This window comes from Kineosporia sp. NBRC 101677, assembly GCF_030269265.1.
In the GTDB taxonomy this organism is placed as follows: domain Bacteria; phylum Actinomycetota; class Actinomycetes; order Actinomycetales; family Kineosporiaceae; genus Kineosporia; species Kineosporia rhizophila.
The window spans coordinates 49,470-62,118 of sequence record NZ_BSTA01000023.1; the positions used below are offsets into that span (position 1 = coordinate 49,470).

Annotated in this window: 7 protein-coding genes and 2 pseudogenes; 4 read left to right on the forward strand and 5 right to left on the reverse strand. The window is 66.0% G+C overall.

Annotated features, from left to right (window positions below):
* The 4 genes and pseudogenes from QSK18_RS35010 to QSK18_RS35025 all read left to right on the forward strand — a co-directional run bounded on the left by QSK18_RS35010 (position 1) and on the right by QSK18_RS35025 (position 6,604).
* Positions 1–1,457, forward strand: a pseudogene (locus QSK18_RS35010) (DUF3375 domain-containing protein).
* The gene (locus QSK18_RS35015) at positions 1,454–2,077 is read left to right on the forward strand and encodes a DUF4194 domain-containing protein (RefSeq protein WP_285628662.1); all 624 of its coding nucleotides are present in this window, start codon (positions 1,454–1,456) and stop codon (positions 2,075–2,077) included. The pseudogene QSK18_RS35010 and the gene QSK18_RS35015 overlap by 4 nt, the downstream one beginning before the upstream one ends.
* Positions 2,070–5,429, forward strand: coding sequence for an ATP-binding protein (locus QSK18_RS35020; protein WP_285628664.1), 3,360 nt, complete (start codon positions 2,070–2,072; stop codon positions 5,427–5,429). The genes QSK18_RS35015 and QSK18_RS35020 overlap by 8 nt, the downstream gene beginning before the upstream one ends.
* A gap of 50 nt (positions 5,430–5,479) precedes the next feature.
* Positions 5,480–6,604 (forward strand): Wadjet anti-phage system protein JetD domain-containing protein, encoded by a 1,125-nt coding sequence (locus tag QSK18_RS35025; RefSeq protein WP_285628666.1) that lies wholly within the window; start codon positions 5,480–5,482, stop codon positions 6,602–6,604.
* 95 nt (positions 6,605–6,699) lie between these two features.
* Here QSK18_RS35025 and QSK18_RS35030 read toward each other — a convergent pair whose 3' ends face one another.
* The 5 genes and pseudogenes from QSK18_RS35030 to QSK18_RS35045 form a co-directional block, all read right to left on the reverse strand.
* Positions 6,700–6,984 carry a hypothetical protein gene (locus QSK18_RS35030; RefSeq protein WP_285628669.1) on the reverse strand — a complete coding sequence of 95 codons (285 nt, stop codon included), beginning with the start codon at positions 6,982–6,984 and terminating at the stop codon, positions 6,700–6,702.
* A gap of 5 nt (positions 6,985–6,989) precedes the next feature.
* Positions 6,990–7,214 (reverse strand): hypothetical protein, encoded by a 225-nt coding sequence (locus QSK18_RS35035; protein ID WP_352396729.1) that lies wholly within the window; start codon positions 7,212–7,214, stop codon positions 6,990–6,992.
* A gap of 344 nt (positions 7,215–7,558) precedes the next feature.
* Positions 7,559–11,665, reverse strand: a complete 4,107-nt coding sequence (locus tag QSK18_RS35040) for a DUF3320 domain-containing protein (protein ID WP_285628675.1) — start codon at positions 11,663–11,665, stop codon at positions 7,559–7,561.
* A 147-nt stretch (positions 11,666–11,812) separates the two neighbouring features.
* Positions 11,813–12,097 (reverse strand): annotated as a pseudogene (locus QSK18_RS36200) (DUF4011 domain-containing protein); the annotation flags it as partial.
* Between the two features lie 146 nt (positions 12,098–12,243).
* Entirely contained in the window at positions 12,244–12,561 is a 318-nt protein-coding gene (locus QSK18_RS35045; protein ID WP_285628677.1) for an integrase core domain-containing protein, read from the reverse strand.
* Between the last annotated feature and the right edge of the window lie 88 nt (positions 12,562–12,649).

Genomic DNA, 12,649 nt, shown 5'->3' on the forward strand with positions numbered 1-12,649 from the left:
ATGGACTACGACCAGATAGAGCAGTTACGCACCCACCACCCGGCCTGGCGGCTGCTGAAGGCCGACAACGCTGCTCTGGTCCTGGCCTTTCTGGGACAGGTGTTCGTGAACGAGAACGTGCGCTCGATCGAGCGCACCGCTCTGGAGACCCGGCTCGACGATCTGCTCTTCGCCCTGCGTGAGCACCTGGGTGACGATGCCTTCCCCAAGACTTCCCGGGCTTACCTCGACGACTGGGCCGCCCCCGGCAATGCCTGGCTGCGCAAGTACTATCCGGCCGGGTCGGAGGCGGTCCACTTCGACGCCAGTGCCGACCTGGAGAAGGCCGTCGCCTGGGTTCACAACCTGCCAGCCCGCAGCTTTGTGGGTACCGAGTCCCGGCTGAACACCGTGTTCGAGCTGCTGCGGCAGATGGTTCACGGAGCCGAGACCGATCCGCAGACCCGCCTGGCCGAACTCCGGGCCCGCCGCGCCGAGATCGACGCGGAGATCGCCCGGGTGGAGGCCGGTGACCTGCCGATGATGGAGCCGGCCGGCCTGCGCGACCGTTACCAGCAGCTGTCCGCCACCGCCCGGGAGCTGCTGTCGGACTTCCGGCAGGTCGAGTCAAATTTCCGCCAGCTCGACCGGCAGTTGCGCGAGCAGATCGCCACCTGGTCAGGGACCAAGGCCGGCCTGCTGGACGAGGTGCTGGGCAGCCGCACCAGCATCACCGAGTCCGACCAGGGGCGCAGTTTTCACGCCTTCTACGACTTCCTGCTCTCCCCGCCCGCCAGGAACAGTTCGTCGACATGCTGACCCGGGTGCAGGAGATGCCCGAGATCGGCGAGCACGACCCGCGGCTACGGCACATCCACCACGACTGGCTGGCCGCCGGCGAGCGCACCCAGTCGACGGTGCGGCAGCTGTCGGAGCAGCTGCGGCGTTTTCTGGACGATCGGGTCTGGCTGGAGAACCGGCGGGTGGTCGACCTGCTGCACGGCATCGAATCCGTCGCCCTGCAGCTGCGCGAGCATGCGCCGATCACGTTCGAGAGCGAGATCGACGGCAGTGCGCCGCAGATCGCCCTGCCGATGGAGAGGCCCCTGTACCGTCCCGCCGCGCGTTCGGCGATCGTCAGCGACCAGGTGCAGGAGGCCGATGACGAGGTGGACGCCTCGGTCCTGTACGACCAGGTCATGGTGGACACGCAGGAACTTGCCTCGGGGGTGCGGCAGATGCTGCAGGGCCGTGAGCGCATCCCGCTGCAGGAGGTACTGGTGGTCCGGCCACTCGAACAAGGGCTGGCCGAGCTGGTCGGATACCTTTCGCTGAACGATCCGGGCTTCGACGTGCGTTTCGACGAGTCATGCAAGGAATCCGTCAGGTGGGAGGACGACGGGGTGACCAGGCAGGCAACGCTCCCGTCGGTCACCTATGTCCGGGCGGTAGGGGCACCGAAGGAGGAACTGGAGTGAGTACGTCCCCGGTTCTGCGCAGCGAGCTCAATTTGCCGCTGGCTGTCACCTCTTTGATGAAGGGGGTGGTGTACGAGGATCTGCATCCGCAGGTCTGGCGGCACCTGGTGCCTCTGCAGGCGCAGATTCGTGATCATGTTGCGGTCATCGGTCTGACCCTGGCCATCGACCCGTCCGAGGGGTACGCCTTTCTTCGGCAGTTGCCGGACGACGAGAACGCCGAGGGTGCTGCCGTGCCGCGGCTGATTCCCCGGCGTCAGCTGACCTTTCACCAGAGCATCCTGCTGGCCCTGCTGCGCAAACGGCTGGCGGAGTCCGACGCCGCCGATGGTGACACGCGGTGTGTGCTGACCCGTGAGCAGATCCTCGAGATGATCACGCTGTTCCTTCCGGCGGGTAGTACCGAGGCGCGGATGACCGATCAGGTGGACGCCCTGATCGGCAAGGTGGTCGAGCTCGGGTTCCTGCGGCGGTTGAAGGATCAGGACGACTCGTACGAGGTTCGCCGCATCCTGAAGGCGTTCGTCGACGCGCAGTGGCTGGCTGGGGTGCAGGAGGGGTTGCAGCGTTACGCAGCCGAGCTGGGCATCCCGACCGCGCAGGGAGAAACGCATGGTTGAGGTCGTGATGCCACCGTCCTCGGGGTTCCGGCTGCGCCGCCTGGAGGTCTGGAACTGGGGCACCTTCCACCACAAGGTCTGGTCGCTGGAGATCGCCGGCGGGCACGCCCTGGTCACCGGCGACATCGGCTCGGGGAAGTCCACGCTGGTCGATGCGGTGACCACGCTGCTGCTGCCGGCCAACCGGATCTCGTACAACAAGGCGGCTGGTGCGCAGACCCGCGAGCGCGATCTGCGCTCCTACGTTCTCGGCCATCACAAGTTCGAGCGCAACGAGCTGACCGGCAATTCGCGCCCGGTCGCTCTGCGCAGCCCTGGCCAGGACTACTCGGCCTTGGTGGCGGTGTTCGCCTCCGGCGAGGCGGTGGTGAGCCTGGCCCAGGTGTACTGGCTGAAGGAGGGGCAGGCCGGTCAGCCGGAACGGCTGTTCGTGGTTGCTGATCGTGAACTGTCGATCGCAGGGGATCTGGCCGGTTTCGGTTCGGAGATCGCCGCGCTCAAGCGACGACTGAAGAAGCAGCCGGGCACCGGCGTCCATGATTCTTTCCCGCCCTACGGCAACGATTTTCGCCGCCGGATGGGGATCGCCTCGGATCAGGCGATGGAACTGTTCCATCAGACGGTCTCGATGAAGTCGGTCAGCAATCTGAACGACTTCGTGCGTACCCACATGCTGGAGCCGTTCGACGCCGACCGCTGGATCAACCAGATCCTGCTGCACTTCGAGGACCTGACCCGGGCCCACGACTCGGTGGTGCGCGCCCGTCGCCAGCTGGAGGCGCTGACTCCGATACTCGACGAGGGTTCGAAGTACGACGATCTGAGCGCCCAGCAGGTCCAGCTCGCTCAGGTCCGGGCTCATCTTCCGTTCTTCACCGCGGCTCGCCGGCTGGAGGCCTTCGCCGCTGAGGCCGAAGCCGGACAGAAACGTATCGACGGCCTCGCCGCGGAATCCCGGCAGCTCACCAAGCGTTCCGGAGAGCTCGAGAGCCAGCGCGAACAGCTTCAGCTGCAGCGCGCCGGGCTGGGCGGCGACCGGCTGCACGTGCTGGAGGAGAGCATCACCAGGGCGGTGTCCGAATGCGAGCGTCGCCGCGCGACGGCTGAGAAGGTGAACGAGCTGCTGGGCCGGGTCGAGCTGACGCCGATCACCGACGCGCGAGGGTTCGCACAGATGCGCGAGGCTCTGGACGAGGTCAGGTCCGGGTTCGAGACTGCCAGCGCCGAGGTCGACAACCGGCTCACCGACATTGCCGTGGAACAGAAGGAGATCAAGTCCGACAGCGACGAGATCCGCGACGAGCTGACCAGCCTCCAGCAACGGCGCAGCAACATTCCCCGGCGCAGCCTGCAGTTGCGCGATCAGCTGTGCGAACACCTCGGCGTGAGTACCGAGACGCTGCCGTTCGCCGGCGAACTGATCCAGGTCCGTAATGACGCGGCGGCCTGGGAAGGTGCCGCCGAACGCGTCCTTCATGGTTTCGGTCTGTCGTTGCTGGTCCCGAACAGCCACTACGGTTCGGTGGCGGCCTGGATCAACGATCGTCATCTGGGTGTCCGGCTGGTCTACTACCGGGTGCCGGCCACCCTGGCGGCCACCCATCGTCATCAGGTTCCTGGTCCGGAAACGCTTTTCCACCGTCTGGAGATCAAGTCCGACAGCGAGTTCTACGGCTGGATCGAGCGCGAGCTGTTCTCCCGGGCGGCTCATGTCTGTGCTTCGACGATGGATGCTTTCCAGCTCGCGGAGCGCGCGGTCACCGTCACCGGCCAGATCAAGGAGGCTCGCCGGCACGTCAAGGACGACTCCAAGGCGATCGACGACCGCCGGAACTACGTGCTGGGCTGGAGCAACCAGGCCAAGGTCGACGCTCTGCTGGCCCAGGCTCTGCTGCTCAACAATCGGCGGCAGCAGCTGGTCGACGAGCAGAAGCGGCTGGCGGACCGACGTGACGTGCTGCGTCGTCAGGGAACTGCGCTGGACCAGCTTGACGTATACCAGAGTTATGACGATCTGGACCACGAGTCGGTCAGCCGGCAGATCGCACGCGATCAGGCCGAGAAGGATGAGATCGAACGTTCCTCCAAGGATCTGGAACGCATCACCGACCAGCTGAAGAGCGTTGCCGAGGAGTTGCTCGCGCTCAACGAGCAGATCCAGCAGGGCAACCGGGACCTGGGACGGGCTCACGCGGACCTCGAACGCGCCGGAGCTGGGCAACGGGAATGTCTGGACGTGCTTCAGTCCGGGGAGGACGTTCCGGAACCGGCAGGGATGAGCACCTACGTTCCCGATCCGGCCCCGGCCACGGCCGACGCCTGGCAGAACTGGGAGCGCAGCACCGGCGACAGGGTCACCATCGAGATCGATCGGCGCCAGAAACTCTTGCGTACCTGTGAAAGCAACCTGGTTCGGCTGATGAGCGCCTTCCGCGAGGCGAACCGCACCGAAACCGCAGACATGGATGCCTCGGTGGAGGCGCTGGGCGAATTCCGGGCCATGCACCACCGGCTGCTGCAAGACGATCTGCCCCGCTTCGAGGCCGAGTTCAAGAATTTCCTCAACACCAACACCATTCGGGATATCGCCATGTTCCGCTCGAAACTCGCCCAGGAAGAAGAACTGATCCGGGAACGGGTGGGCCGGATCAACACGTCCCTGAACGACATCGACTACAACCCTGGCCGCTACATCACTCTCGAGACCACGCGTACCCCGAACATCGAGATCCGCGACTTCCGCTCCGAACTGCACGCCTGCACCGACGATGCGCTGGGTGGGGACGGCGAGCAGTACTCCGAGCAGAAGTTCCTTCAGGTGCAGAAACTCGTGGAGCGCTTCCGCGGCCGGGCCGGCCAGGTCGACGCGGACAAGGCCTGGACCAGGCGGGTCACCGACGTGCGCAACTGGTTCGTCTTCTCGGCCTCGGAACGTCACCGGGACGACGACAGCGAGTTCGAAACGTACACGGACTCGGCCGGCAAATCCGGTGGGCAGAAGGAGAAGCTCGCCTACACGATCCTGGCCGCATCACTGGCCTATCAGTTCCAGCTCGACAGCGAACAGGACAAGACCTTCCGCTTCGTGGTCATCGACGAGGCCTTCGGACGGGGGTCGGACGAGTCCACCCGGTTCGCGCTGACCCTGTTCCGCCGGATCGGGCTGCAACTGCTCATCGTCACGCCGCTGCAGAAGATCCACGTGATCGAACCGTACGTCGACGCCGTCGGTTTCGTGGAGAACAAGACCGGCAGCAACTCCCGCTTGCAGACCCTTACCATCGAGGAGTTCCGCACGCGGCGTGAACTGCACCGCATGGTGGACGTCAGCAAGGTCGAGACGGTCTCGTGAGGACGCTGTCGCTGCCTCGGGGTGTCCGGTGGGCCACGAAAGATGACGTCGTGAGCCTCCTGCGCACCCGGTGGGCGGCCGGCACCGACCTCAGCGAACTCGCGCTCGGCTCGGCCTGGGAACCACTCGTCATCGGTCTGCGGCCACCCTCAGCGGCCCAGTACGCCGACGACTTCGACGCAGTACAGGCCTGGGCGAACCGCTGGCGGGCCCAGCTTCCGGCCGGACTGCACGTGCAGTGGCAGGTCGTCGGTGGGCGACGATCCGGCGCCGTTCAGCTGCCGGTCCGGGCGGTCATCGAAACTCGGGAGGACCTGTGGCAACTGCTGCAGGTCGAAGCGCAGGCAAGCCTGTTCGAGAAGATCCTGGCCCAGGTGGCCGCGGACCTCCCGGATGCCCGTACGTGGGTCGCCCGTCATCCCCAGCCAGTTCTTGCCGTAGCCCCGCACTGGAGCGCGTTCATCGCGGTTGTCCGCTGGGTGCGCGACGCCATGCCGACCGGTGCCTGGATCCGCCAGGTCGACGTCCCGGGGGTCGACACCAAGTTCGTCGAGGCACACCGGGAGACCCTCGCCGCGCTGCTGGAGGTGTGCCTTCCACCGGAACGCATCTTCACCGGCAGCTCGTTCGCCCAGCGCTACGGCTTCGCGTTCAAGCCCGCCTACGCGCGACTACGCCGTCCTGACCGAACGCACCTGCTGCCTGGCGTCTCGGAGATGGCCGTGCCGGTTACCGAACTCAGCGCCCTGGACCTGCCCGGACAGGTCTTCGTGGTCGAAAACGAGACGACCTACCACGCGTTCCCGCCCGTCCCGGACACTCTGCTGTTTCTCGGGTCCGGTTACGGGGTGTCCCGACTGCTGCAGGTCGATTGGCTGGCCCAGCGGCCGGTGACCTACTGGGGAGACCTGGACACCCACGGATTCGTCATGCTGGACCGGCTGCGAGCGCGTTTCCCGCAGGTGCGGTCCATGCTCATGGACCGGGCCACGCTGCTGGAGCACGAAAGGCACTGGGGCGTGGAGGACTCGCCGGTCAACGCCCACCTGGAGCATCTGAGCGCCGACGAAGCGGCGCTGTACGTCGATCTGGTCGAGGACCGGTATGCGGTCGGGCTGCGGCTGGAGCAGGAACGCATCCGGTTCGGGCGGGTGCTGGCCGCGGTGGGCCTATGAACCTCACACGAGTCGACCACGTTCTCAGATTGGACTGCCAGGGAGCAGCCTTGCCTCCCACCGCGAGAAACCTTCTCGGCGTCGACCGCCCAGATTCACAGATCCGCCGAGCGCCGAGCCCGCTTCCCGTAACGCTGCCGCGCAGCCTCGCCCGAGGTGCCGAGCAGGTCACCGATCGAACGCCACGAATACCCAGAGGCATGCGCTTGCCGTACAAGTTCGGCGAGGGCTCGCTCGGCGTCAGACCTGGCCAGCACTGCCTGCCGCAGTGCCGTCAGCGTTTCGGATTCTCGAGCTACCGATGCGCCGGGCTCAAAAGCCTCGAACCGCGCAGCCAACTCATCGGCATGGTCAAGGATCTCTTGCACGGTCCGTGGCATCTGGATCACCTCAGGAACTTCGGACGAGCGGACATCGCATGCACGATCACCGGGGCCAAATCCCCTTCGACCACCCCAACCTCAAGCAGCCTCGCCGATTGGTCCGGGCCGATGAACATCCGCAACCCGTCATCGACCTCGAAGATACGGATGGGATTCGCCAACGCGTGCAGCATGTCTTCATCAGTCGCCCCGTGCTTGCGAGCGCTCCCAGCGATGATCGGCACCACCAAGATAAACCAACCCCAACCCCACCAGCAAGTTAACTTGCCATCTCGTTGCCTGCCCGACGAGCCGGCCCCTGCCACCAACCCTTATCGGCCGGTGCGGCCGGATAATCCGTCTTTAGTTCGGATTATTCGTACTTTCCGCGAATACGGTATTCCACCGACGGGCCGACGCACCTCGCGCCCTTGGGCAATCGGGGAAGCACCCTTTGCTGCCGGAGCGCTCCGTTTCGCCATGGCGGTTCCGGCCTGACTGCCCGCCGACACGGAGATGCCACCCCCGGAGTGCGGTGCTGCGAGCAGTTACAGGCCGTCCGTCGTCAGCACCACGGCATCGACGCCGCAGGTCAGCGGCGGGAAATGAGACTGCCCTCGACGACCAGAAGCAGACCGTGCTGCTCGATCATCCGGCCCTGCAGCAGACACCTCTCCAGCGCGATCGAGAGCCGCTGCTCAGCCTTGTCAGTCATCTGCCGCGCCCCGAACACGCCCAGGACCTCGCGCAGCAGCTGTTCCTGCGGAAGCCCCGCGGTGAAGCGAGCGATCGCCACCATGGCGTTGCCGATCTCATGACGGTTGATCTGTTCGAGCGGGCGCGGTTTCACGCTCTTCTGACGCCGGAACGTTGTCCACGTCTCGGGCGTGAGACCGGCCGGCCACAGGAACGGCTCCTCAGGGTCCTTGAAGTACTGGGCCGGCAGCTGGGCGTAGATCTTCTCCGCCCGGGCGGCAACCAGCCGGTTGACGCCGAAGGCCGCAGCAACGAGCCGGGCCAGACGCTCCCGGTGTATGGGCCCTTCTGCTTCCACGATCTCGTCGATGAGCTGGGCCACGGCCGGCAGGAGCGTCGGGAGCCGGTCGAGTGCCTTTCGGTCCCCGATGACTCTCGACTGCCAAGGTGCGTAGGTCTCCTGTCCTGGCAGGGCCTGGTGGGAGCCAATGATGCGGGGCAGCAACGGCCGTCGCGCCGGGAGCTTCGCCGGCGTGACCGGCGGGCCGACGACCAGCAGGTCTGCGTCTGTTGCAGCAGCCCGTGCCGGGCTCGAGCCGGCCGCTGGCCTGGTCCGTGCAGGACGAGCCTGGGCTGCCGCGCGGGTAGCGGCCTCCAGGCGGTCCAGGACGTTCTCCGGCGAGACCAGCCACTCCGGCAGCCAGACCCGTTCAACGGCGGGCCAGCCCAGCATGTTGGACAGTACCTGCACCGGTAGCCCGTCCCGGTCGCTGACCGTCTTGCGGTGCCGCCATTCCTGGCCGTCCAGGAGTACGGCTACCAGGAAGGTCTGTGGATCGTCGGGCCAGGCCAGAGCCAGCTCGACCCTGAACTCCGACAGGCCGAACACTTCCTGAACGATCAGGCCCCGCCCGCGCAGGGCTCGCGCCAGCTGCTCACGATGCTTGTCCGGGGCGGCTGCCGAGGCCACACTGCTGGCCAGAACCTGGCTGTCACCCGCGGCGATGTCCAGGTAGGCGCGCAGGTGCTGCAGACCGGCCGAGGACGTCTGCTCGACCTTGAGCTGACTCGGCGTGAACGAGCTGAAGACCATCACCTGACGTCGGGCCCGGGTGATGGCCACGTTCCAGCGCCGCTCCCCACCGAACCAGACGAGCGGCCCGAAGTTGCGCGGCAGGGAACCTTTCTCGTTCGCGCTGAACCCGGTCGAGAAGAGAATGGTGTCGCGCTCGTCGCCCTGGACGTTCTCCAGGTTCTTGATGAACAGGCTTTCCGGCCCGCGGGCGTCGAGGGCCTCGATCAGACGCTCGTCCTTGCTGTCGCGGATCAGGTCCTCGATGTGAGACCGCTGTGGCGCATTGAACGTGACCACACCAATGGACGGCGGTGTCTCGATCGCGTCGAACCGTCGCCGGATCTCGGCGACCACGGCTTGGGCCTCCTGGGGGTTGGTCCGCTTCATCTTTCCCCCGGCAGTACGCAGGTACGTGCCTTCGACAGGGACCAGGCTGATGCCGCAGTCCGTGCCTGCCGTGTTCGGGGTGGGAAACGAGGACAGCCGTCCCTCATAGTATTTCAGGTTGCTGAAGGCGATCAGGGACTCGTCGACGCTGCGGTAGTGCCACGACAGCCACTTCTGCGGCACCCGGGCCTCGACGCACTCGGTGAGGATGCTCTCCTCATCGACCGGCGCTGTCGCTGCCTCAGTCGCTACAACGTCATCGTCGTCCTCGTCGCCCAAGGACCTCTGGGCGAAGGAAGTAGGCGGCATCTGCTTGCTGTCGCCGACGACCACCACAGCCCGGCTACGTCCCATCGCGCCGATGGCGTCAGCCACCCGGATCTGCGAAGCCTCGTCGAAGACCACCAGGTCGAAGATCTGCTCCCCGCCCGGGAAGAATCGCGCCAGCGAATCCGGGCTGACCAGAACACAGGGCATGATCTCGGTGACCAGCTCGCCGTACTCGGACATCAGGGCGCGAACGCCCAGTCCCTTGCGCTGGCGCCGGATCTCCTTCCGCAGCGCTCCGGCCTTTCCAGTGGCCGTGGCGGCATCGAACGTGCGGCGCTCCAGCACCTGCGCAGGCAGAGCGGTCTTCAGATGCTCACGGACCCTGGCAGCTGCCGTGGTGAAGCGCTCCACCGCACGGTTGTGGGCCTCGGCGTCGAAGACGTCCAGCCGGTTCGCCTCACCGCGCTCGGTTCGTGCGGCGAGTGCCAGCCCTCGCTCGAAAGCTGCGGCGGCGTCGTCGGCCAGGATGGAACCGGTGAGCAGTTCGTCGTAGACCCCTTCCAGACGCATCCCCCACAGGGGTGCCAGAGCCTGCCTGAACGCCACCCACCGCCGCAGGCTGTGCAGGGCGTGATCCCACAGCGCCCGCCCCGCGCTCGTCTCACGCCAACCCGCCAGCAGCCCCTCGTCACCACTCCACCACTGCAGGAGCTCTGGGGTGGAGCCACACTCCCCAAGGAGCGCCTGAACGGCGCCGGCCGCATCGTCGACCGCATCCGCCGCCGTGTCGTCGATCTGCTGTGCCAGCGCTGGAAGGAGCCGCAGCTGCTCGATGAACTGCTGCCGTTGCGGATCGGCGGAGGCCGCGTCCACTGCCTGACCCAGTGCGCCCAGCCAGCTGACGTGATCGCGGACGATCGCCTGCCCGTGATCGGTGAAGGGGTTCCAGCCGGCGGGAATGTCGATCCCCGGAATGTTGCGGGCCCGCTGAGCAAGTGCCCGGACGTCCTCGCGCAACTGCAGCAGGTCGCCGGTCAGCTCAGGAAGGTCCCTGCCCCTGACGTCGGCCTCGGGCCGTAGCACCGGCTCGAGCCGGATGTGCACGTCACGTAGCCGTCTGGCTCGTCCAATGACGCTCGACTCCCCCGCCTGCTGAGCCTGGGCATGAATGTCGTCCAGGGGCAGGTCGAGCACAGCCGACAGTACCAGCTTCAGCACCGGATGACCGTTCGTGAAGAACGAGTCGAGCTCACCCAGCAACTCCCCGCAGGCGAGCTGCCAGCGCTGGCTGCGCGACTCGTCCATAATCTCCAACGGGACGGCACGGCCCCTGATGACCGTGCTCAGGTCCGAGAAGTCCTCGACGGTGCGCACCGCAGCCAGCACGCCGGCCAGAGGACCGTCAGCCGGTAAACGACCAAGGCTGTCGTCGACATGCTGCGCGGCCTCGCGCATCCGTTCGACATCCAGGCTGGCGGCATCGTCCAGGAGCAGGAACCCCCAGGGATGCTGCCGCTCCGGATGGGCGACGTCGGCTCTGTCCGGCAGTACCCGCAGCAGGTCACGGACGGCTTGTACCTTGGCCGCCACGTCCGGCGTGTGCAGGAACTCGCGAGGCACTGCCAGCACGGGACCGTCGCCCAGCGCGATAAGCTCGGTGTGGGCCGAGTAGAAGGAATAGCCCACGGCATTCGGCTCGTGCAGCCCCCGCGCGTACCGGGCCAGCGCTCGACGAGAGGAGCGCAGATCCTGCTGGGCAGCACGCAGGTCCTGCTCGTCCACCACGACCTGGTGGTTCAGTGACCGGCTGATCTGAGCCCGAACGTGCACCGGCTTGCTGCTCTTGTCGTGCAGGTCGAGACAGAACGGCCCCATGCCGACCTCGTCCAGCCGCCGGCGCACCACGTCCAGGGCTGCTCGCTTCTCGGCGACGAACAGCACCCGCTGCCCTTCGACCACCGCACGGGTCAGCATGTTGGTGATGGTCTGGGACTTGCCGGTCCCCGGAGGTCCTTCCAGCACGAAGGTACGCCCGCCCACGGCATCGGCCACAGCGCCCAGCTGCGCAGCATCGCCCGGCAGCGGGCACACAGCATCCAGCTCGTCCAGATCCACCGTGCGCTGCTGCCGCTGCGCGGGATCCTGGAAGGGCTCGGACTGCTGGTGAATCAGGTGGTGCACCAGCGTATTCGTTGAAAGCTGCTCCCAGTTCTCGTCAAGGTCCTTCCACAACCGGAACTTCGCGAACTGCAGGGGCCGCCAGCTCAGCAATCTTCTCCATCCGGTATGGCAGTCTCTTCTCGTCGATCGCCACTCGCAAGGCCCGTACGGCTGCATCCACGTCGATCCCGGCACCGTCAGCGGCCGTTCCCCAAGCCCGGGCACGCGCATACCGTGCACCTGGTAGAGCTTTTCCAGCAAGCAGAAGTTAGGCGTGCTGGCTCCGCTCTCGTCCAATTCCAGGTGGTAGCCGCGGACCTGGGGCCGACGAGTCAGGCGCACCGGCACCAAGATCAGCGGCGAGCGCAGGGGCGCACCCTCCGGTTTCCAGTGCAGCATCCCAAGCGCAAGGTAGAGGTTGTTGGCCCCGATCTCATCCATGTTGGTGCGAGAACTGTGAGCCAGAGCCCGTAAACGCTTCTCATACTGAACATCAGCGAGATTGGTGTACAGCTGGCGGCTGCCCTCGAACCTCTCGCCCAAGTGCTCCTGAGGGAGATCGGCGCTGCGCGTGGCGCCGCGGGCCCGCTGGATCTCATCTAGCTAACCGGAGGGCAGCAACTGCAGGGGATCGCCCTCGTGCAGGGTGTCCTCCACCCTGGAGGGTTCCCACTTTTCTGGACACCGGTTTAGGCTGCCAGTTGGCTGATGTTTCTGAAGCCTAGCTCGTACTCCCTCGGCGTCAAGTAGTTGAGGGTCGAGCGACGGCGAATCGTGTTGAAGTAGTTGTCGATCCAGTCGATCGTAGCCACTTTCAACTCGGCCAGATCCCACCAGGGGCGTGTGTGGACCAGTTCCTTCTTGTAGGTCGCGAACGTGGATTCAGAGACCGCGTTATCGAAACAGATGCCGGTCCGCCCGAGCGAACGCCGGATTCTGTTCTTCCGGCAGTAGCGGGCGAATTCCTTTGACGTGTATTGACCAGACTCAAGGGGTGGTCGCAACACTCATTGGTTAAGTCTGCGAGAGTAGCTGATTCAGCGCTTCCGCGGGGGTTCTCCAGCCCAGGATCTTCCTTGGCCGCGCGTTCAGCGC

Bases quoted from the DNA above. Each gene is read 5' to 3' on its own strand.
- QSK18_RS35020 (WP_285628664.1), top strand. From the start codon at position 2,070: ATGGTTGAGGTCGTGATGCCACCGTCCTCGGGGTTCCGGCTGCGCCGC.
- QSK18_RS35030 (WP_285628669.1), bottom strand. From the start codon at position 6,984: ATGCCACGGACCGTGCAAGAGATCCTTGACCATGCCGATGAGTTGGCT.